The sequence below is a fragment of the Mycobacterium sp. 29Ha genome (assembly GCF_032883055.1).
Lineage (GTDB): Bacteria > Actinomycetota > Actinomycetes > Mycobacteriales > Mycobacteriaceae > Mycobacterium > Mycobacterium gallinarum.
Window position 1 is genome coordinate 17,554 of record NZ_JAMQTI010000001.1, and the last position, 20,762, is coordinate 38,315.

The following is a 20,762-nucleotide window of genomic DNA, read 5'->3' on the forward strand; positions in this document are numbered from 1 at the left end:
ACGAGCGCGAGTCGAGGCATGACGTCGGCCCTCACGGTCGCGATCGACGGCGGGCCGTATGCGTTGGCTGCCGGTGCCGACGGCGCGGTATGGGTGACGCTGGTTCACAGCGGGGCGATCGCACGCGTGTCGTCGCGCGGTGACGTCGAGGTCTTTCCTGTCGCGCCCGCCAGTCGTCCGTCGATCATCACCGCGGGACCAGACGGTGCGTTGTGGTTCACCCGCAACGGCGACGACCGCATCGGGCGCATCAGCACGGCGGGAGAGCTGACCGAGTTCGAGCTGGGTGAGAACAGTGCACCGTACGGGATCACCGTCGGACCCGACCGCGGACTGTGGTTCACGACGATGACGACGGGCGAGGTCCGCCGAATCTCGGTCGACGGCGAGCTGTCTGACCCCCATCCCGTCGGAGGCGCGCCTTCGATGATCGTCACCGGGCCCGACAACGCGCTGTGGTTCACCCTCAACCGACGCAACGCTGTCGGCCGGCTGGCACTGTCGGGTGAGCTGACCGTGCGTGAATTACCCACTGCCGCAGCCGGTCCGGTCGGTATCGCGAAGACGCACGACGACGCGATCTGGTTCACCGAAATCCTCGCAGAGCGGTTGGGCCGGATTCCGATGGACGAGGCGATCCAGGAGATCGACCTGCCCGGTAAACCGCACGCCGTGGTCGCTGATCCGGCCGACGGGGTGTGGGTGAGCCTGTGGGGTTCCAGCCAGCTGGCCCGCGTGAGCGCCGACGGCGAGATCGTCACGATCGAGCTCCCGCCGGGTAGCGAACCGCACGGCCTGGCGATCGATCCCGAAGGCGCGCTATGGGTCGCGCTGGAAAGCGGCTTCGTGGTGCGCATGCCTTTTTAGGGACTGCCGCTTGCACGCGGATCGAACGATCTCGCCGACACCTGCTCGACGCCCGTCGTTGTCGGGTTAGGGTCCGAGGTCAGTGCGTTATCAACTGCGACGCCTGGGAAAGGGCTCGGCTGTGACGGTTGGGGAGGTGCTGCGACGCAGCATCACGGTATCTGCCATCGGTGGATTGCTGAGTGCGTCGCACGGAATCGCCGCTGCCCAGCCCCAGCCCGGGCCGCAGCCCGTTGTGGTCGACACGGTGGCGGCCCCGCCGGAAGGCGTGCCGCCACCCCCACCCGTCGACGAGGGACGCGTCGAGTCGACCCCGCCCGCGGTGACCGAAGCGCCCGACGGATGGACGCTCACACTGTCGGCCAAGGACGAAACCCAAGCGCCCATCCCGCCGCTGACGACGGCGTTGTCGTCGCGTGAGTACGTCGTCGGCGGAACCTTCATGGGCGAATTGAGAGGTCCAGAGGAGGAAGAGCCTCCCGGCGGAACCTTGGAGGTCGGGTACGAGATCGGGTGCGGCATCGACATGAGCACGTCAAACGGTGTTTCGCTGACCGGCACGATGGGCTTGAACCCGTCGATCGGGCTGATAGGCATCGACGTCATCTCTCCGGGGATCGACGGCGTCCTGCCCGGGCTGGGAGGAAACCTCGGCGCCGGTGTCACAGTCGGACTCAAGCCCGGCCTGATCAACATCATCCCGGTGACGAAGAAGGATTACACGGGTGCCGACCCATGGGTGATGGTCAGCAAGTTCCGCGTCAAGATCGACGGTTGCGTCGGTGAGTCGTTCATCCGCTCGTATGCGTTCCTCACCAGGTCGACTGCGCAGTCTGAAGCGGTGCTGGCCTGGTACGGCGTGACGAAGAAGATCTAGTCGAACCGCTTGAAGCAGCGCTCCTGATCGCCGAGCACGCCGACGCGGAATGCATCGATCCGTGAGAAGCCCGACGGCACCGATTCGCCGTTGACATCGCTGGCAGCCAAGCCGTTGGTGAGTATCCCCGACACCGCCTCGTCCACGTCACCGGCGGTCAGAACGATGGTGTTCCCGTCGGGAGTGCTGCTGTCCTTCGAGAGTTTGGCGGTCGCGACACCGGTCAGGCATGCGGTGCGCAACGCGGCCTCGGCGTTGTCCAGCGCCACGCCGCCGTGCTCATGCTGGATCGCCTGCATGTACCGCGACATCAGAACCGAATACGCGGCGTTATCACCCTTCGCGTGGGTGACCTCCTCGTCGACCTCGCCTGGAGAACCCATCTCCGCGAGCGCGGGCAGATCGACGGCGATCGTGTTGGTCGCCGGGCAGAACGACACCGGCGGGCTCGGCCGCGCGTCAGGGCAATCGGCGGGTTCGAGGCTGAGCTCCGGCGGGTTCTTCGGACTGAAGACGGTGTTCATCGCGGCGATGACGTCCTGCACCGACTTTTCGGTGATCGCCAGCTCACCCGTGTGATCTTCGGGGAGTAACACGGGCAGGTCGCCGCGGCGCTGTTCGATCTCCCGCATGTCGATCGATGCGCAGGCGGCGGCGCCGTCGGTGAACCCGAGCTGGAATGCCGATACGCGTTCGAAGGCCGAACCGTGTTCGTCGTAGCCGACCATAGGGTCGTCCTCGCTCAACACGGGATCCCGCGACGCGATGACCGCGGCCAGCACATTGTTCAGACCGTCGCCGGTCGACACTGTGAAACGCGACGAATTGCCCTCGGCCACCCATCGCAGGTAGGCCCCCTCGAAGCAGTCCGCCTGTTGTTCGCTCACCAGGACCGGGGTGTCGTCGTCGACCAAACCGGCCTGGTCTTGAATGGCATGGCCGTATTCGTGTCCGAACACGTCGAGCGCGCTGACGTCGCCGAACTCCTCTGCGAGCGCGGGCAGGAATTCGCCACGGTCCCACCCGATGTTCTTGTCGGGGAAGCAGTAACCGGCATTGATGACGCCGAATGTGCTGTCACCGCAGAACTCAGTGTCGTCGAAACCATCGGCGTCCCAGGAGATCAATTCCCTGACCGGTCGAAACTCACCGCCGAAAGACTCGCTGTACGCGCGTTGCCAGTATTCCTCGATGTCGCTGATCGCCTGTCGGGCCAGTTGATCGACAGCGCCGTCGTCCGTGCCCTCGACGTCGCGCGTGGGCTCTGGAGCACTCGACCGCAAGCCGCTGGGCCCATCGGTGGCAGGCATACCCGCGACGCTGAACGGGTCGTCGAAGACCGAGACGGCGTTGCCCTGCAGCGTCGTGCTGCACGACGTGACGAACAGCGCAGAGGACACCGCGATCACGGCGACCGCCAACTGTCGGGGCATCGACGCCGCCTTTCGAGGGTCGGCCGGCGGCCCGGGCGGCCCGCACGGGGAATTAGCCGACACGATAGTGAAAGGAATCAGCCCGCGCGTAAGCGTTCGAGCGCCTCGCGGACCCTGACCGAGTCGGTGGTCGCCCAGAACGGCGGCAGCGACGCCCGCAGAAACCCGCTGTACCGCGCGGTGGCCATCCGCGAGTCCAGTACCGCGACGACGCCCCGATCGTCGACGCGCCGCAGGAGTCGTCCGGCGCCCTGAGCCAGCAACAGCGCCGCGTGGCTGGCGGCGACGGCCATGAATCCGTTGCCGCCGCGGGAAGCGATCGCGCGCTGGCGTGCCGTCAGCAGCGGATCGTCGGGCCGGGGGAACGGGATGCGGTCGATGAGCACCAGCGACAGTGACGGCCCGGGAACATCGACGCCCTGCCAGAGCGAGAGGGTCCCGAACAGCGACGTCTCCGCGTCCTCGGCGAAGCGTTTCACCAGCGCCGACGTGGTGTCGTCACCTTGACACAGGACGGGGGTGTCGAGACGGTCCCGCATGATCTCAGCGGCGGCCTTTGCGGCGCGCATCGACGAGAACAGGCCGAGTGTGCGGCCGCCCGCGGCGGTGACGAGCCCGGCGATCTCGTCGAGCTGTTCGGCCGATCCGGTGCCGTCGCGCCCCGGCGGTGGGAGATGTGCGGCGACGTAGAGGATGCCCGACTTCTCATGCTGGAACGGCGATCCCACGTCGATGCCGCGCCACCGGACCTTGTCGTCGTCACCGGCCAGCCCCCACGCCGACGCCATGGCATCGAACCTGCCGCCGATGGTCAGCGTGGCGGAGGTGAGGACGGCCGTGGTCTGCTCGAACAGCCGGGTGCGCAACAGACCTGACACCGACAGCGGAGCGACGCGCAGGACCACTCGCGTGTTGCCGCGGTTCTCCTCCCGATCGAGCCACACGACGTCGGTGCGGTCCGGAATGGCCGGCACGAAGGAGTCCAGGATGCGCGACGCGGTGTCTCCCATATCGGTCAGCGCGGTGACCGCCTCGGCGCGCGCGGAGGCGGCTCTCGGGTCGCTCGGACTGGTGTCGATCGCCGACCGAACCCGGTGGGCGATGTCGCGCAGCGCGGTGAGGTAGGTCGCCATTTCGTCGTCGAGCGTGTCGATCCGTCCCGGTGTGGCGTCGTGGATGACCGATGACAGCGTGGCGGTGGCGGCCTCCAGCCGTTGCGCCAGTTCCTGATCGACCAGCCGACTCGAACGTCGATGCGCGACCGCCATCGACGTCGCCGAGAGTTCGCCGGTGGCCACGCCGGTGACGCGGTCGACGAGTTCGTGTGCTTCGTCGACCACGAGCAGGTGGTGTTCGGGAAGCACGGCCGCATCCGATACGGCGTCGATGGCCAGCAGTGCGTGATTGGTGACGACGACATCGGCGTGGCCGGCCTTGTCGCGGGCTTTCTCCGCGAAGCAGTCGGTGCCGAACGGACACCGCGACACCCCGATGCATTCTCGGGCCGACACGCTGACCTGCGACCACGACCGGTCAGGCACCCCGGGTGTCAGCTCGTCGCGATCGCCTGTCTCGGTGTCCGACGACCATGCGACGAGCCGCTGCACATCGCGGCCGAGGGCTGACGCCGCCACCGGCTCGAACAGCTCCTCCTGCGGCTGCTCATCCGGTTCGCTCGTCGATCCGTTGTGAATCTTGTTGAGACACAGGTAATTTCCCCTGCCCTTCAGCAGTGCGAACTCGGGGGTGCGGGGCAGTGCGTCGGTCAACGATTCGGCGAGTCGGGGGAGATCACGGTCGACGAGCTGGCGCTGCAGCGCGATGGTCGCCGTCGATATGACGACCGGTTCCTCGGTCTCGACTGCCCGCGCGATCGCCGGCACCAGGTACGCCAGGGACTTCCCGGTCCCCGTGCCCGCCTGGACGGCGAGGTGTTCACCGCTTTCGAAGGCATGGGCCACCGCCTCGGCCATCTCGATCTGGCCGGGGCGTTCTGCACCGCCGAGTGCGCTGACCGCCGTTGCCAGCAGTTCGGTGACGTCTCCGGTCTCGCCCGTGACTACTCCTAGGGACTCGCGGGGGAGATTATGCGGGTGGGAATGGCGGGTTCGCCACGGGAGAGTTTCAGGCCGTCCCAGGGCAAGCTCAGCAGACCTTCCTCGACACGTTCGCGCGCGGCGGCGAGATCGAATTCGGCCGTCGGTTCGCCGTTACGCATGATGTCGACCATGAGGTCGCGTCCCGACTCGCGTTGTGGTCGCCGACCGAAGGGGTACACGACCTCCTCGAGGATCGTCCCCGTGTCCTTACATGTGCGCATAGCTTGCTTGCGGCCGCCATGAGATTCCTTGTGGCTGCTCCGTTTCTCCACGGGCAGACCGTCTACCTCGACCAGCTTGTAGACCATGCTTGCGGTCGGCGCGCCCGACCCGGTCACCACCGATGTGCCGACGCCGTAGATGTCGACGGGCTCGACGCGCAGTGCGGCGATGGCGTACTCGTCCAGGTCACCGGACACCACAATGCGGGTGTTGCGGGCGCCGAGGCCGTCGAGCTGTGCCCGCACCTGCCGGGCGAGCACCCCGAGATCGCCCGAGTCGATGCGGACCGCGCCGAGGTCCTGGCCCGCCACCTCGACGGCATTCGCCACCCCCTGCGTGATGTCGTAGGTGTCGACGAGCAGCGTGGTGCCCACCCCGAGGGCTTCTACCTGGGCCTTGAACGCCGCCTTCTCCCATTCCGATGTTCTTCGCCCAAGCGGCTCATCACCGAGGCCCACTGGCCCAACGGTGTACAGCAAGGTGAACGCGTGCGCACTGGTGCCCAGTGCCGGCACACCGTAGGTGCGCTGCGCCTCCAGGTTCGACGTGCCGGTGAAACCGGCGATGTAGGCGGCGCGCGCGGCGGCGACAGCGGCAAGTTCGTGGGTTCGCCGCGAACCCATCTCGATCATCGTTCGGCCGTCGGCGGCGCTGACCATGCGGGCTGCGGCCGACGCGATCGCGGTGTCGTGGTTGAGGATCGACAACGCGAGAGTTTCCAGGACGACACACTCGCCGAACGTGCCGTGCACACTCAATACCGGGGAACCCGGGAAGTAGAGCTCACCCTCGCAGTAGCCGTCGATGTCCCCGCGGAACCGGTAGTCGGCGAGGAACGCCAGCGTCTCGCGATCGCAGGAATCCGAAAGCGCCGCCAATGCGGATTCGTCGAACGTGAACTGTGCCAAGGCTTCCACGAATCGTGCCGTTCCGGCGACCACGCCGTAGCGACGCCCTTCGGGCAGCCTGCGGGCGAACACCTCGAACGTCGTCCGGCGGTGTGCGGTCCCGTCGCGCAGGGCGGCGGCGAGCATCGTCAACTCGTACTTGTCGGTGAGTAACGCCGTAGACCCCGGGACCACACCGCAACCGTATCGGCTGGGCGGCCGCTGCCTCGACTCAAATGGTCGGGCACGCGTGTTGCGGCCCCCCGGTGCGATCAGCACGATCCGGCGGACGCATGACCCGACTGTCTCGCTATCCTTATCCACATGGTTACGCCGGCGAAGGCCCGACCGGGAACTCGCGAGGAACGGGACGTCGCCACTCTGGATGCGACGGATAGCCCGTGGGTGACCCTGGTCTGGGACGACCCGGTCAATCTGATGACATACGTGACGTACGTCTTCCAGAAGCTCTTCGGCTACAGCGAGCCGCACGCGACCAAGCTCATGATGCAGGTGCACACCGAGGGTAAGGCCGTGGTGTCGGCGGGCAGCCGGGAGTCGATGGAGGTCGACGTGTCCAAGCTGCACGCCGCGGGCTTGTGGGCGACCCTGCAGCAGGACCGCTGATCCGACTGTGCGCAAATGGAAACGGGTCGATACCGCCGACGGCCCGCGCTTCCGATCGGCCCTGGCCGCTCACGAGGTGTCGCTGCTGCAGAACCTGGCGACGTCGATGGTCGGAATGCTCGACGACCGCGAATCGTCTTCTCCCGCTGATGAACTCGAAGAGATAACCGGAATGCGGACCGGCCACTCGTCGCCTCCGCAGGATGAGACGATGAAGCGGCTGCTACCGGACTTCTTCCGACCGCAAACCGATCATCCGGCCGGCTCCGGCCCTGCCGAGAGCCTCAACAGTGCGCTGCGCAGCCTGCACGAACCGGCGATCATCGAAGCCAAACGTGAAGCAGCACAACGATTGTTGGACACGGTGCCGCAGCACGGTGGCAAGTTCGAACTCAGCGAAGATGACGCTCACGCCTGGGCGGCCGCGGTCAACGACATGCGGCTCGCACTTGGCACCATGCTCGGCGTCGCGCAGGACGGCCCTGCCGAACTGCCGCCTGAACATCCGATGGCGGGACATCTCGACGTGTATCAGTGGCTGACGGTGCTGCAGGAGTATCTGGTGCTCGGGATCATGGGCAGGTCATGACCATGGGTGCGATCACGGATGTCGCCGGAATTCGCGTCGGCCATCACCACAAAATCGATTCCGATGCGAACCTCGGTTCGGGGTGGGCCACTGGAACAACCGTCGTTCTGACACCACCGGGGACCATCGGTGCCGTCGACTGCCGCGGTGGTGCACCCGGCACCCGCGAGACCGATCTGCTCGATCCCATCAACTCGGTGCGTCACGTCGACGCCGTCGTGCTCAGTGGTGGCAGCGCGTTCGGATTGGCTGCGGCGCACGGGGTGATGGAGTGGCTGGAGGGGCAGGATCGCGGGGTGGCGATCGAGAGCGGCGTCGTACCCATCGTTCCGTCCGCAGTGATTTTTGATCTTCCGGTCGGCGGCTGGAAGTGCCGGCCGAACGCCGAGTTCGGTCGCGCCGCCGCCGAGAGCGCGGGTACCGACGTGGCCATCGGCACCGTCGGCGCTGGCGTAGGGGCACGCGTCGGGGTGCTCAAAGGTGGTGTCGGCACCGCATCGGTGACGCTCGAGTCAGGTGCGACGGTAGGAGCGATCGTGGTTGTCAACGCCGCCGGTGACGCCGTGGATCCCGCGACCGGGCTGCCGTGGCTCGCCGACCAGATCGAGGAGTTCGGTCTGGTGTCCCCGCCGGCTGATCAGATCGCGGCATACGCCGACCGCCACACCGAGCTCAGCCCGCTCAACACCACCATCGCCGTGGTCGCGACCGACGCGGTCCTCAGCAAGGCGGGGTGCCGCCGGATGGCCGTCGCCGCCCAGGACGGCCTGGCGCGCACCATCCGGCCGTGTCACACCCCACTCGATGGAGATACGGTGTTTGCGCTGGCCACCGGAGCCATCGAGGTACCGCCCGATCCGGCGACACCCGCGTCGATGTCGCCGGAGGTGCCCCTGATCACCGCGCTCGGGGCGGCCGCAGCGGACTGCCTGGCCCGCGCGGTGCTGGTGGGCGTGCTGGCAGCCGAGTCGGTCGCCGGAATACCGACGTACCGGGACATGTTGCCCGGAGCATTCGAATGAGAGGCTTTTTACCGTGCTGGTGATCCGAGCGGATCTGGTCGATGCCATGGTCGCCCACGCCCGCGCTGACCACCCCGACGAAGCGTGCGGAGTGATCGCGGGGCCGGAGGGGTCCGATCGCCCGGAGCGGTTCATCGCGATGACCAACGCGGAGCGTTCGCCGACCTTCTACCGGTTCGACTCCGGTGAGCAGCTCAAGGTGTGGCGCGCGATGGACGAGGCCGACGAGGCGCCGGTCATCATCTACCACTCGCATACCGCCACCGAGGCGTACCCGAGCCGCACCGACATCTCCTATGCGTCCGAACCGGACGCCCACTACGTCCTGGTGTCGACGCGCGACCCCGACGAGCACGAGCTGCGCAGCTACCGCATCCTCGACGGCGTCGTCACCGAGGAACCCGTCAAGATCGTCGAGCAGTACTAGAACTCTGAAAGGAGTGACCGGCGCATGTCTGTCACCGTGTCGATCCCGACCATCCTGCGCTCCCATACCGGCGGCGAGAAGCGCGTCGCCGCGGACGGCGCAACCCTGAGTGCGGTGATCAGCGATCTCGAGGCGAACTACTCGGGCATCTCCGATCGCCTGATGGACAGTGCCAACCCCGGCAAGCTGAACCGGTTCGTCAACATCTACGTCAACGACGAGGACGTGCGGTTCTCCGGAGGGCTGGACACCGCGATCTCCGACGGCGACTCGGTGACGATCTTGCCCGCCGTCGCAGGTGGCTGAGTGACCCGATACGACTCCCTGATCCAGGCGCTGGGCAACACGCCGCTGGTGGGCCTGCAACGGTTGTCGCCCCGCTGGAGCGACGAGGACGGCGCTCCGCACGTGCGGTTGTGGGCGAAGCTCGAGGACCGCAACCCCACCGGCTCGATCAAGGACCGGCCCGCGCTACGGATGATCGAGGATGCCGAGCGGCGAGGTGAATTACAGCCCGGCGCAACGATTCTCGAGCCGACGAGCGGCAACACCGGCATATCGCTCGCGATGGCCGCGCTGCTCAAGGGCTACCAGATGATCTGCGTGATGCCCGAGAACACGTCGATCGAACGACGGCAGCTGCTGGAACTCTACGGCGCGCGCATCATCTACTCCCCGGCCGAGGGCGGGTCGAACACCGCGGTCGCGCACGCGAAAGAGCTTGCGCTGCAGAATCCTTCGTGGACCATGCTGTATCAATACGGCAACGAGTCCAATGCCCTTGCGCACTACGAGGGCACCGGGCCCGAGCTGTTGGCCGACTTGCCTGAGATCACGCATTTCGTGGCGGGCCTCGGCACCACCGGCACGTTGATGGGGACCGGGCGGTACCTGCGCGAGCACAAACCGGACGTGCAGATCGTGGCGGCCGAACCTCGTTACGGCGAGGGGGTGTACGCCCTGCGCAACATCGACGAGGGCTTCATTCCCGAGTTGTACGACCCGGACGTGCTGACCACCCGCTTCGCCGTCGGCTCCTACGACGCGGTCAAACGCACCCGCGAACTGATCCAAGTGGAGGGCATCTTCGCCGGTATCTCCACTGGCGCGATCCTTCATGCCGCGCTGGGCATGGCGGCCAAGGCGCTCAAAGCGGGGGAACAGGCTGATATCGCGTTCGTCGTCTGCGACGCCGGTTGGAAGTATCTGTCGACCGGCGCGTACGCCGGTAGCCTGGATGACGCGGAGGACGCGTTGGAAGGGCAATTATGGGCATGACAGGTTCGGGATACCCGGGGCTGCCGGGGACGCCTGCGGAGCCGAGAAAGCGGCCCGCCTGGATCGTCGGCGGAGTGACGATCATCAGCTTCGTCGTGCTGCTCTGGGTCATCGAACTCTGGGACAACCTGACCAATCATCGCCTGGACAACAACGGGATTCGGCCGCTGGAGAGCGACGGCCTGTGGGGGATCATCTGGGCGCCGCTGCTGCACTCGGACTGGAATCACCTGATCGCCAACACCGTTCCGGCGCTCATCCTCGGCTTCCTGATGACGCTCGCGGGGTTGTCGCGGTTCATCTTCGCGACGGCCATCGTCTGGATTCTCGGCGGCCTCGGCACGTGGCTGCTCGGCAACATCGGCGCGCACTGCCCGTACGTCGGCGTGCGCTGCGAGACCAACCACATCGGCGCCTCGGGGCTGATCTTCGGTTGGCTGGCCTTCCTGATCGTATTCGGCTTCTTCACGCGCAAGATGTGGGAGATCGTCGTCGGCGTCGTGGTCCTGTTGGTCTACGGCAGCGTGTTGTTCGGGGTCCTACCCGGCACCCCCGGCGTTTCGTGGCAGGGCCACCTGTGCGGTGCGATCGCCGGCGTCGTCGCGGCGTACCTGCTGTCGGGGCCTGAACGCAAGGCGCGTGAACGTCGCAAGGTCACCGCGAAGAACCCGTACAACCTGACGCCGTGAGTTCTGCAACTGCGCCCGTCGGGATCTTCGACTCCGGTGTCGGCGGGCTGACGGTCGCCCGCGCGATCATCGACCAGCTACCGGACGAAGACATCATCTACGTCGGGGACACCGCCAACGGTCCCTACGGTCCGCTCACCATTCCGGAGATCCGCGGGCATGCGCTGGCGATCGGCGACGATCTGGTGTCCCGCGGTGTCAAAGCGCTTGTGATCGCGTGCAATACGGCGTCGTCGGCATGCCTGCGCGACGCCAGGGAGCGCTACGCGCCCGTGCCCGTGGTCGAGGTGATCCTGCCCGCCGTCCGTCGTGCCGTGGCCGCCACCCGCAACGGCCGCATCGGCGTCATCGGCACGGAGGCAACCATCGCGTCGGGGGCCTACCACGATGCGTTCGCGGCGGCGCGCGACACCGAGGTGATCGGGGTGGCGTGTCCCCGCTTCGTCGACTTCGTCGAGCGGGGAGTGACGAGTGGACGCCAGGTGCTCGGCCTCGCGGAGGCGTATCTCGAGCCCCTCCAACGCGCTGAGGTGGACACGCTGGTGCTGGGGTGCACGCACTACCCGATGCTCTCGGGTCTGATCCAACTCGCGATGGGCGACCACGTGACACTGGTGTCCAGCGCCGAGGAGACCGCCAAGGACTTGCTGCGCGTACTCAGCCAATCAGATTTGCTGCATCCGCATCCGGGCGACGCCGGGCCTGCGGTTCGACGTCGTTTCGAGGCGACCGGCGATCCTGAGGCGTTCACCACACTCGCGGGCCGGTTCCTGGGCCCGACAATCGACGGTGTTCGCCCTGTTCAGCACACTGTCATAGTCGAAAAATGAATTCGGTCACGCAAACCAGCGATGTTTTCGTCTTGCGGATGGTGGGCATGGCAAGCTAGTGAGCGTGCGAATCACCGTACTCGGTTGCTCCGGCAGTGTTGTCGGGCCTGATTCGCCAGCGTCCGGCTACCTGGTCACCGCTCCGGACACCCCACCGCTAGTCCTCGATTTCGGCGGCGGCGTGCTCGGTGCGCTGCAGCGGTACGCCGATCCGAACTCCGTATACGTACTCCTCTCGCATCTGCACGCCGACCATTGTCTTGACCTCCCGGGCCTGTTTGTGTGGCGGCGCTATCACCCGTCGCCTGCGCAGGAGCGCGGCGTGATGTACGGGCCGGCCAATACCTGGGCTCGGTTGGGCGCCGCGTCATCGCCCGAGGGCGGGGAGATCGATGACTTCTCCGACATCTTCGATATCCGGCACTGGGTGGACAACCGCGCGGTAGATCTCGGGACGCTCAACGTCGTGCCTCGCCTCGTCTGCCATCCCACTGAGTCATACGGTTTCCGGATCACCGACCCGACGGGTGCCACGTTGGTCTACAGCGGTGACACCGGCTACTGCGATGCGCTGATCGACCTCGCCCGTGGAGCCGACGTGTTTTTGTGCGAGGCGTCGTGGACGCATTCCCCGGAGCGGCCTCCGAGGCTGCACCTGTCGGGAACAGAGGCGGGCCGGGCCGCCGCCAACGCGGGCGTCGGTGAACTGCTGCTGACGCACATCCCGCCCTGGACGTCCCGTGAGGATGTCATCAGCGAGGCCAAGGCCGAGTTCGACGGTCCGGTGCACGCCGTCGTGTGTGGTGAGTCGTTCGAGGTCGCCAAGTCCTGAGGCCGGACTGCCGGCTCAGCCGGCGAGGCGCGTCGGGCCCACCCGATAGGGTTGGCCCGTGTCCAGACGAGAAGATGGTCGGCTTGACGACGAGCTGCGACCGGTCCGCATCACCCGCGGCTTCACCACTCACCCCGCCGGTTCGGTACTCGTGGAGTTCGGCCAGACCCGGGTCATGTGCACGGCGAGCGTCACCGAAGGTGTGCCGCGCTGGCGTAAGGGCTCGGGACAGGGCTGGCTGACCGCCGAGTACGCGATGCTGCCCGCCGCCACCCACGACCGTTCCGACCGTGAGTCGGTCAAGGGCCGCGTCGGGGGCCGCACGCAGGAGATCAGTCGGCTCGTCGGGCGGTCGCTGCGCGCGTGCATCGACCTGGGTGCGCTCGGTGAGAACACCATCGCGATCGACTGCGATGTGCTGCAGGCCGACGGCGGCACCCGCACCGCGGCGATCACCGGGGCGTACGTCGCGCTGGCCGATGCGGTGACGTACCTCGGTGCCGGGGGCAAGCTGTCGGATCCGCGGCCGTTGTCGTGTGCGATCGCGGCGGTCAGTGTCGGGGTGGTCGACGGCCGCGTCCGCGTCGACCTGCCCTACACGGAGGACTCGCGCGCCGAGGTCGACATGAACGTCGTCGCCACCGACACCGGGACGCTCGTGGAGATCCAGGGCACCGGCGAAGGCGCGACGTTCCCGCGTTCGACGCTGGACAAGATGCTGGACGCCGCGATGGCCGCCTGTGAGCAGATCTTCGTGATCCAGCGCGAGGCGCTCGAGTTGCCCTATCCCGGAGAGCTGCCTGCGTCGGCCGAGCCCGCGAAGAAAGCGTTCGGAAGCTGACGAAAGCCAGGGTTCGCGCGACTCCCTAGCGCGCTTACCGGGTTGACTACTTGCACCAGGTACGTGCTCTCGACCCGCTAGTGCCACAGGACCGCGACACCCCCGGCCCGGATGGGGCCGAGGGTGTCTCGATCACCTATTACTTGGAGTTGGCGGCGGCCTTCTGGCGCGTCTCCTGTGCCTTGGCCTCGGCGCGAGCCGTTTCGGCTTCGGCCTCAGCCCGAGCTGCGTCGAGCTGATGTGAGGCCTTCTCGACCTGGGCGCGACCCTCTTCCTGAAGACTGCTCTGGTTCAAGATCAGCCCGATGACCTGCTTGGTGAAGCCGATCGCACCGGAAACGATTCCGCGGACTGCCTCGATGGGACCGCTGTTGTTCTCTGCCATTGTTTCCCCTCCGCTCATTGACGACCGACCGTGTTGTCGGTGTCGTAACGCACTAGCGGTACCCCTTGCGCTAGCTGTTGCAAGCAGACTGTTAGCAGTGTCACAACCAGTGACCGTCTACCGTTGACCGGTGCCCGAAGTGCTTGTTGCGAGCCGTAATCAGAAGAAGCTGGCGGAGCTGCACCGCGTCCTCGACGCCGCGGGGGTTTCGGGTTTGACGCTGCTGTCGCTGGAGGATGTCGACCCGTTCGACGAAGCGCCGGAGACGGGCGCGACGTTCGAGGAGAACGCGTTGGCCAAGGCGCGCGACGCATATCGCGCGACGGGGTTGGCATCGGTGGCCGACGATTCGGGACTCGAGGTGGCGGCGCTGAACGGAATGCCGGGTGTGCTGTCCGCGCGGTGGTCGGGCGTGGCCGGCGATGCCGCCGATAAGGATCGAGCCAATACCGCGCTGTTGTTGGCGCAATTGGGGGATGTGCCGGACGGGCGGCGCGGGGCCGCATTCGTATCGGCGTGTGCATTGGTTTCTCGTGCAGGGGAAACCGTGGTGCGCGGTGAGTGGCCGGGCAGCATTGTGCGGGAACCGCGCGGTGACGGCGGATTCGGCTACGACCCGGTGTTCCTGCCGTCGGGATCGGATCGCACGGCAGCGGAGCTCAGTCCCGCCGAGAAGGATGCGGCGTCGCACCGCGGTCGGGCCTTGGCGCTGTTGGTGCCGGCGCTGCGGGAGTTGGCCGGCTAGGCGCACGCAAATTTTGTATAGCCAGCCTAATCGGTAGCATCCCGGTGATGCGCCGCCTCACTACGCCGGGTTTCGGCGACGTCGGGCGCACTCGTCATCCCGCCGTCGTGGTCGCTGTGCTGGCGACAACCGGGACCTGCATGTCGTTGATGCAGACGTTGGTGATCCCGCTGATTCCCGAGCTGCCGAAGCTGCTCAACACCAAGGCGTCCACTGCGTCGTGGGTGATCACGGCGACGCTGCTCGTCGCGGCCGTGGCGACACCGGTGGTCGGCAGGCTCGGCGACATGTACGGCCCCAAACGCCTGCTGATCGCCTGCGCGATCCTGATGACCGTCGGCTCTCTGATCGCGGCGTCGACGAGCGCGTGGGTGCCGGTGGTCATCGGCCGCGCGCTGCAGGGCTTCGGTGTGCCCATCATCCCGCTCGGAATCAGCGTGTTGCGGACGTGCGTACCCGCCCACCGCGTCGGCACCGCAATGGGATTGATGAGCGCATCGCTCGGCGTGGGTGGGGCACTCGGATTGCCATTGGCGGCGATCATCGCCGATCGCTTCGACTGGCACGCGGTGTTCTGGTTCGCGGCGATGTTGGGCGCGATGTCCGGAGTTCTGTTCGCGGTGCTGGTACCCCGAATTCCGGCGGCGGCGTCGTCCGACCGACTCGATCCGCTCGGCGCGCTCGGCCTTGCGGCCGGTCTGGTGACGCTGTTGCTCGGAATATCCAAGGGCGGCAGTTGGGGCTGGGGAAGCGCCACCACGCTCGCAATGTTCGCCGCATCGATGGTCATCTTCGCGATGTTCGGGTGGTGGCAACTGCGCATCGACTCGCCCATGGTCGACCTGCGGACGACGATCAAGCGGCCGGTGCTGATGACGAATGTCGCTTCGGTGGCGGTCGGTTTCGCGATGTTCGCACTCGCGCTGATCGGCCCACAGGTCCTCGAGTTGCCCGTCGCCACCGGCTACGGGTTGGGGCTCTCGATGGTCGAAGCGGGGCTGTGGTTGGCGCCGGGCGGCCTGGCCATGATGGTGGCCTCGCCGGTCGCGTCCAGGATCGCCGCCGCCCGAGGGCCGAGGTTCACGCTGACGCTCGGCTGCGCGATCATCGCCGGTTCGTACCTGGCGGGGTTGGTGTTGCTCGGCGCTGCATGGCAGCTGTGCCTGTTCAACGTTCTCGTCAGTGTCGGCGTGGGGTTCGCCTACTCGTCGTTGCCCGCACTCATCAACGCCGCGGTGCCGATGTCGGAGACGGCCGCAGCGAATGGCATCAATGCGCTGGCGCGCGCGCTGGGAACGTCGATCTCGAGCGCCGTGGTCGGTGCGGTCTTGACGGGATTAACGATTTCCATTGCGGGTCAGGAGTTTCCGTCGTTGACGGCGTTTCGCATCGGTCTGCTGATCGCAGCGGGTATGGCGATACTCGCGGGCGTCCTCGCGGCGATGATTCCGCTGACCGATGCCGATCAGGATCGCGTGCCGGCAGCAGTGGGCGCATCGACGAGATAGCCGTCGATGAAGTCGTGCAGTGCGGGCGCGAGCGCCTCGACGCCGGAGTCGTTGAGCTTGGCGAGCAGGATGATTCCCTGGTACTGCGCCAGCAGTGCGTGCGCAAGCCGATCCGGGTCGGTGCCCTCGCGTAGTACGCCCGCATCGGCCGCATCGTGGCACGCCCGGGCGAGGTGGCGCTCCATTGCGCCAAGCACCTCGGCGAGGTGCTTTCTCAGGTCGTCGTCGGTGGTCGATAGTTCGGCGGCGAAGTTCCCGAACGGGCAGCCGACCGCCCGCCCGAACTGAGCTTCCAGGGCGCTCTGAATCGTGCCGATCGCGTCGGGGATCGCGTGCAATCGTTGCGCCGGCGTCGCGGCGGGGGTGCCTTTCAAACGTCGCGCGAAGACCTCGGCGTGCAGGTCGATGACTGCTTTGGCGAGTTCGGACTTCGATGGGAAGTAGTGATAGAAGCTGCCTTTTCGCACATCGGCGGCCTGGCACAGTTCGTCGACCCCGACAGCTTGGTAGCTGCGTTCGAGAAACAGCCGTGCGGCTGTCGTGACGATGCGCCCACGGGCGTCCGAGGTTCGGGGCATGGGCCGATTCTACATAGTTGACCGGTCGGTCAACTCGGGTCTACGTTGTCTCCATGACTGAGGTCTTCCGAACGCCGGACGAACGCTTTGAGAATCTGCCGGGCTACGACTTCGCGCCCAACTACGTCGATGTCGACGGCCTGCGCATGCACTACGTCGACGAGGGTCCGCGCGGCGGCAGGCCGATTGTCTGCTTTCACGGGGAGCCGAGCTGGGCGTACCTCTATCGCAAGATGGTCGGTCCTCTCGTGGAGGCCGGCCACCGGGTCGTCGTGCCGGACTACGCGGGGTTCGGACGTTCGGACAAGCCGACCGACCGGGAGTGGTACACCTACGACCGGCATACCGAGCTGGCGTCGCGCGTGCTCGCGGGTCTGGATCTGAGCGACGCCATCGTGGTGGTGCAGGACTGGGGTGGCGCGATCGGACTGCGGTGGGCCGTGGAGAACGCCGATCGTGTTGGTGCGCTGGCGATCTTCAACACCGGTTTGTTCACGGGGCGGGTATCCAAGGGGTTCATGGCGTGGCGCGACTTTGCCGAGAAGAACCCGGACCTGCCGGTCGGCTTCGTGATCCAGGGCGCGACGGCCACGGAGCTTCCCGAGGATGTCGTCGCTGCTTACGATGCACCGTTCCCGACAGTTGAGTCGAAGGCCGGCGCGGCGCAGTTCCCGCTATTGGTGCCGCTTACCGAAGATGCGCCTGGAGCACTGGTGATGAGTGCGGTCGCCGACGAGCTGTCGCGGTGGCAGAAGCCGGCGTTGGTCGCGTTCTCCGATCAGGATCCGATCTTCCCGTATCCGAAAGCGGGGCAAGCATTTTGCGATCTGATTCCCGGCGCTACCGAGCAGGTGAGGATCGACGGCGCGTCGCACTTCCTGCAGGAGGATCGTGGTGAGCGACTGGCCGAAGAGGTGCTCAAGCACCTGACGTGACGGCTAGAGGCCGTGCTTCTGCTTGATCTCTCTGGTTTGAATCTGCTCGACGATGATGCCGACCAGGGGGATGGTGCCCGCCAGCAGAATGCCGATGGTCTTGGCGATCGGCCAGCGCACCTTCACCGCAAGGTTGGCGGTGAAGAGCAGGTATACGAAGTACACCCAGCCGTGCACGACCGCGATCCAGTTCAGGCCCTCCACGCCGAAGCCGTACTTCATCACCATCTCGTAGCAGAGCGCGATCAGCCAGATGCCGGTGATCCAGGCCGTGACGCGGTAGCCCATCAGCGCCTTGCGGATGCTTTCAACGGGGGTGCCGGTGGTCTCCGTCATGTCGTCGGTCGTTCCTTGTCTTCCTTGGCGAGTTCGGCGAGGTACGCGTTGTACTCGCTCAACACGGGGTCGTCGTCGTCGGCGGGTTGGGTCGCGGCGGTAGGTCGTTGGGGCAGCAGGCCCGCGGGTATCTCGGTGATCTCATCGTGCCGCGTCGGCTCCGGCGGCGCTTCCTCGTAGCGCACGAATTTGTAGTACGCGTAGACGACGAAGCCGGCGAACATCGGCCACTGCAGGGCGTAACCGAGGTTGACGAAGGTGCCTGATGCGGACTCGAAGCGGGTCCACTGCCACCAGGCCAGGGCCAGGCAACCGGTGGCGCCAAGCACCGCCAACGCGATGAGCGCCGGCCTCCTACGCCGCGTAGTGGACACCTTCCAACGGTACCGCGCGGGTCTTCGGGCCGATGAACTCGTCCAACCGAGCGGTATCGGCCTTTCGGTAGATCGACACGATGTACTTGGTCGACCGCGTCCAGTGAATGCCGAGCTTGTCGAGTGCGGCGGTGAACAGGCCGATGATGTCTTCGGAGCGGTTCGAGAAGTGGTAGCGGACGCTGCGGACCCCGCGGTCGTTGGCGACGACGCGGCAGCCATCGCTATGGATGAGTCCGAGGACGAACTCTTCAGTGGCTTGGTCGACGAGCGCCTGCTGCCAGGGTTCGAGGGCGATGCGCCGATTGTGTTTGACTCCCGGACCGTGCTGAGGAAGTAGGCACGGCCAGTAGTTGGAGAAGAGGGAGACGTCTACGCACCCGACGCGTTTCACGATCCCCGCCCGTTGGCCCGGCATCAGCAACTCGATCGCCTGACAGCAGCGTTCGATGATCGCTGGGTATTTCTGATCGAGTGTGATCCGTGGACGCCACACGCGAGTCGCCCTCGAGATCGAGCCGTCACCCAGATACATGGCGAGCACATAGCAGTAAGCGGCAACCGGAAGCGCGGAGAAGTCATGGAACATGCCGCAAGGCGGCCCGTCGGCCAGCCTCCGCCAAACCTGCGGTCTACGTCGCCAATCCCGCACGGTCGTGCGCGGAATGCCGAGTTGACGCGCAATTGCACAGTCGTTCACACCTGCAGCAATGAGGCGTTGCGCAGCGTTGAATTCCTCGGCAGATCGCATGACCTGCCCCTTTCGTCGGACCTGCCATCAAGCTAGGCCCGACGTCTGACAAGTCCGCCGAGGCGGGTTGGATACGATCGGCACATCGCGGGCGTGATGTAACTGGCAGGCATGCGGGCTTTAGGTGCCCGTGCTCGAGAGAGCGTGTGGGTTCGAGTCCCACCGCCCGCACTCTTTCTCAGATCTCCGGTTTCCGATGCACCCACGGCTTCGCCTGCTCGAGCTGACTCGCGACACGGATCAGGACATCTTCGCGCCCATACGCCGCGACCAGCTGCACGCCGACCGGCAGCCCCTCGTCCGTCCACTCGAGCGGGAGGCTGATCGCCGGCTGGCCGCTCGTGTTGAACGGGGGAGTGAACGGTACGAACTCGCCCGCGCGCCGCATCGGTGCCATCGGGTTGTCGGGATCGTTGACGATCGTGCCGAGCTTCAGCGGCAGTTCGGCGAGCGTCGGCGTGAGCAGCAGATCCCAGCCCTCGTGCCACCACGACTGCATCGCGCGGCGGAACTGGGAGACACCAGCGAGCGCGAGCGCGTAATCGATTGCGCCGAAGTGTTTCGCGAAATCGGCCTGGGCCAGATTCATCGGCTCCAACTCGTGGTCTGCGAGCGGACGGCCGAGCTGTCCTTCGAACCGCAGCCGCGACATGCCCATGTTCGTGCTCCACATCGCGCCGAACTTCGAGCCGAGCGTCTCGTCCTCCAATGCCTTCGGCCACGCCGGCTCGACATGGTGACCCAGCGATTCGAGCAGCCGACCGACGGCCTGCGTCGCGGCGGTGACTTCGACATCGACCCTCCCGCCCTGCGCGTGGTGATCGAGGATGCCGATCCGCAGCCGACCCGGATCTGTGCCAACCTCCTCGACGTACGGGCGCGCGGGCGCCGGCGCGATCACGGTGTCGCCGACACCCGGGCCGCGGGTCGCGTCGAGCAGGGCGGCGGTGTCGCGCACGGTGCGGCTGACGCAGTGTTCGACTGCAAGTCCGCTCTCGTCACGGACCGGTCCGAGCGTGATGCGACCCTGGCTCGGCTTGAGCCCGACCAGTCCGCAGCACGCCGCGGGAATGCGAATCGACCCGCCGCCATCGCTGGCATGCGCGAACGGCACCATTCCCGACGCAACCGCCGCGGCGGCACCGCCGCTCGATCCGCCGGGCGTACGCGTCGTGTCCCACGGGTTGTGCGTCGCGCCCCACGCCACCGGCTCGGTGGTCGGCACGCTGCCCAGCTCCGGACTGTTCGTGCGGCCCGCGATGACCAAGCCCGCCGCGCGGTAGCGACTGACGAGCGTCGTGTCCGCGTCGGCGATGACGTGTGCCTCTTTCAACGCGACGTTGCCGTTGCTGATCCGTTGTCCGGCGTAGTCGGCGAACAGGTCCTTGATGAGGAACGGCACGCCCCGGAACGGACCGTCGGGGAGATCGCCGGCGGCGACCTCTCGGGCGTGATCGAACCAGCGGATCACGACCGCGTTGAGCTCGGGGTCGATGCGTTCGATGCGCTTGATCGCCGCTTCCAACAGCTCGCTCGGCGACACCTCTCCGGATGCGACGAGCGCCGCCTGATCGGTCGCATCCATCCAACGGGTCTGGTCGGCAAGCGAAGTCATGACTGCCTGTCTAGC

24 protein-coding genes and 1 tRNA gene are annotated in these 20,762 nt (G+C 66.6%); 16 read left to right on the top strand and 9 right to left on the bottom strand.

All coding sequences use genetic code 11. The features are described from left to right. Positions 1-18: 18 nt before the first annotated feature. A complete protein-coding gene (locus M1248_RS00075; RefSeq protein ID WP_317147183.1) occupies positions 19-867 on the top strand; it encodes a virginiamycin B lyase in 849 nt (282 codons plus the stop codon). Positions 868-988: 121 nt separating this feature from the next. Then, positions 989-1,744 (top strand): MspA family porin, encoded by a 756-nt coding sequence (locus M1248_RS00080; protein ID WP_317147184.1) that lies wholly within the window; start codon positions 989-991, stop codon positions 1,742-1,744. On the opposite strand, the gene M1248_RS00085 is transcribed toward M1248_RS00080, so the two are convergent. The 3 genes from M1248_RS00085 to M1248_RS00095 form a co-directional block, all read right to left on the bottom strand. Next, positions 1,741-3,177 carry a neutral zinc metallopeptidase gene (locus tag M1248_RS00085; protein ID WP_317147185.1) on the bottom strand — a complete coding sequence of 479 codons (1,437 nt, stop codon included), beginning with the start codon at positions 3,175-3,177 and terminating at the stop codon, positions 1,741-1,743. The two genes, M1248_RS00080 and M1248_RS00085, sit on opposite strands and share 4 nt — an antisense overlap. A 77-nt stretch (positions 3,178-3,254) precedes the next feature. Next, a complete protein-coding gene (locus M1248_RS00090) occupies positions 3,255-5,207 on the bottom strand; it encodes an ATP-dependent DNA helicase (protein ID WP_317147448.1) in 1,953 nt (650 codons plus the stop codon). A gap of 35 nt (positions 5,208-5,242) precedes the next feature. Next, positions 5,243-6,532 (bottom strand): nicotinate phosphoribosyltransferase, encoded by a 1,290-nt coding sequence (locus tag M1248_RS00095; RefSeq protein ID WP_410506606.1) that lies wholly within the window; start codon positions 6,530-6,532, stop codon positions 5,243-5,245. 177 nt (positions 6,533-6,709) lie between these two features. Between M1248_RS00095 and clpS the strand changes: the two genes are divergently transcribed. Genes clpS through rph form a run of 10 tightly spaced genes read left to right on the top strand, consistent with a single transcriptional unit; the run spans position 6,710 to position 13,520 of the window. Beyond that, entirely contained in the window at positions 6,710-7,012 is a 303-nt protein-coding gene (clpS, locus tag M1248_RS00100) for an ATP-dependent Clp protease adapter ClpS (protein WP_083125570.1), read from the top strand. A gap of 7 nt (positions 7,013-7,019) precedes the next feature. After that, positions 7,020-7,601 carry a DUF2017 domain-containing protein gene (locus M1248_RS00105; RefSeq protein WP_317147187.1) on the top strand — a complete coding sequence of 194 codons (582 nt, stop codon included), beginning with the start codon at positions 7,020-7,022 and terminating at the stop codon, positions 7,599-7,601. A gap of 2 nt (positions 7,602-7,603) precedes the next feature. Next, positions 7,604-8,623: a P1 family peptidase gene (locus tag M1248_RS00110; RefSeq protein WP_317147188.1), complete on the top strand. Its 1,020-nt coding sequence runs from the start codon at positions 7,604-7,606 to the stop codon at positions 8,621-8,623. Positions 8,624-8,636: 13 nt separating this feature from the next. Further along, positions 8,637-9,050 (top strand): Mov34/MPN/PAD-1 family protein, encoded by a 414-nt coding sequence (locus M1248_RS00115; RefSeq protein ID WP_163730028.1) that lies wholly within the window; start codon positions 8,637-8,639, stop codon positions 9,048-9,050. Between the two features lie 24 nt (positions 9,051-9,074). Beyond that, entirely contained in the window at positions 9,075-9,356 is a 282-nt protein-coding gene (locus M1248_RS00120; RefSeq protein WP_317147189.1) for a MoaD/ThiS family protein, read from the top strand. Beyond that, a complete protein-coding gene (locus M1248_RS00125; protein ID WP_317147190.1) occupies positions 9,357-10,328 on the top strand; it encodes a cysteine synthase in 972 nt (323 codons plus the stop codon). It abuts the gene before it with no gap. Next, complete coding sequence (locus M1248_RS00130) at positions 10,319-11,017, top strand: rhomboid family intramembrane serine protease (protein WP_317147191.1); 699 nt, start codon at positions 10,319-10,321, stop codon at positions 11,015-11,017. Before M1248_RS00125 ends, M1248_RS00130 begins: the two co-directional genes overlap by 10 nt. Further along, a complete protein-coding gene (gene murI, locus M1248_RS00135; RefSeq protein WP_317147192.1) occupies positions 11,014-11,847 on the top strand; it encodes a glutamate racemase in 834 nt (277 codons plus the stop codon). The genes M1248_RS00130 and murI overlap by 4 nt, the downstream gene beginning before the upstream one ends. 58 nt (positions 11,848-11,905) lie before the next feature. After that, the gene (locus M1248_RS00140; RefSeq protein WP_317147193.1) at positions 11,906-12,679 is read left to right on the top strand and encodes a cyclic nucleotide-degrading phosphodiesterase; all 774 of its coding nucleotides are present in this window, start codon (positions 11,906-11,908) and stop codon (positions 12,677-12,679) included. A 58-nt stretch (positions 12,680-12,737) separates the two neighbouring features. Next, positions 12,738-13,520, top strand: coding sequence for a ribonuclease PH (gene rph / locus M1248_RS00145; RefSeq protein WP_317147194.1), 783 nt, complete (start codon positions 12,738-12,740; stop codon positions 13,518-13,520). 139 nt (positions 13,521-13,659) lie between these two features. Here the strand turns inward: rph and M1248_RS00150 are convergent, their stop codons facing one another. Next, positions 13,660-13,905 carry a CsbD family protein gene (locus M1248_RS00150; protein WP_163730023.1) on the bottom strand — a complete coding sequence of 82 codons (246 nt, stop codon included), beginning with the start codon at positions 13,903-13,905 and terminating at the stop codon, positions 13,660-13,662. Between the two features lie 130 nt (positions 13,906-14,035). Here M1248_RS00150 and rdgB point away from each other — a divergent pair, with 130 nt between their 5' ends. Together rdgB and M1248_RS00160 are read left to right on the top strand one after the other, a co-directional pair. After that, positions 14,036-14,650 (top strand): RdgB/HAM1 family non-canonical purine NTP pyrophosphatase, encoded by a 615-nt coding sequence (gene rdgB, locus M1248_RS00155; RefSeq protein ID WP_317147195.1) that lies wholly within the window; start codon positions 14,036-14,038, stop codon positions 14,648-14,650. 47 nt (positions 14,651-14,697) lie between these two features. Continuing rightward, positions 14,698-16,158: an MFS transporter gene (locus M1248_RS00160; RefSeq protein ID WP_317147196.1), complete on the top strand. Its 1,461-nt coding sequence runs from the start codon at positions 14,698-14,700 to the stop codon at positions 16,156-16,158. Here M1248_RS00160 and M1248_RS00165 read toward each other — a convergent pair. Then, a complete protein-coding gene (locus M1248_RS00165; RefSeq protein WP_317147197.1) occupies positions 16,116-16,736 on the bottom strand; it encodes a TetR/AcrR family transcriptional regulator in 621 nt (206 codons plus the stop codon). The two genes, M1248_RS00160 and M1248_RS00165, sit on opposite strands and share 43 nt — an antisense overlap. A 53-nt stretch (positions 16,737-16,789) precedes the next feature. Between M1248_RS00165 and M1248_RS00170 the strand changes: the two genes are divergently transcribed. Beyond that, positions 16,790-17,671 carry a haloalkane dehalogenase gene (locus M1248_RS00170; protein ID WP_317147198.1) on the top strand — a complete coding sequence of 294 codons (882 nt, stop codon included), beginning with the start codon at positions 16,790-16,792 and terminating at the stop codon, positions 17,669-17,671. A 3-nt stretch (positions 17,672-17,674) separates the two neighbouring features. On the opposite strand, the gene M1248_RS00175 is transcribed toward M1248_RS00170, so the two are convergent. The 3 genes from M1248_RS00175 to M1248_RS00185 are packed head-to-tail and all read right to left on the bottom strand — an operon-like array spanning position 17,675 to position 19,132. Further along, complete coding sequence (locus M1248_RS00175) at positions 17,675-18,007, bottom strand: DUF3817 domain-containing protein (protein ID WP_083125583.1); 333 nt, start codon at positions 18,005-18,007, stop codon at positions 17,675-17,677. Continuing rightward, positions 18,004-18,381, bottom strand: a complete 378-nt coding sequence (locus tag M1248_RS00180; protein ID WP_317147199.1) for a hypothetical protein — start codon at positions 18,379-18,381, stop codon at positions 18,004-18,006. Before M1248_RS00180 ends, M1248_RS00175 begins: the two co-directional genes overlap by 4 nt. Continuing rightward, on the bottom strand, positions 18,362-19,132 hold the full coding sequence (locus M1248_RS00185) for a helix-turn-helix domain-containing protein (protein ID WP_317147200.1): 771 nt from the start codon (positions 19,130-19,132) through the stop codon (positions 18,362-18,364). Before M1248_RS00185 ends, M1248_RS00180 begins: the two co-directional genes overlap by 20 nt. Before the next feature lie 87 nt (positions 19,133-19,219). Here M1248_RS00185 and M1248_RS00190 point away from each other — a divergent pair. Beyond that, positions 19,220-19,303: transfer RNA gene (locus tag M1248_RS00190), tRNA-Leu, on the top strand. Between the two features lie 7 nt (positions 19,304-19,310). Here the strand turns inward: M1248_RS00190 and M1248_RS00195 are convergent. Then, complete coding sequence (locus M1248_RS00195) at positions 19,311-20,747, bottom strand: amidase (protein WP_317147201.1); 1,437 nt, start codon at positions 20,745-20,747, stop codon at positions 19,311-19,313. Positions 20,748-20,762 lie beyond the last annotated feature (15 nt).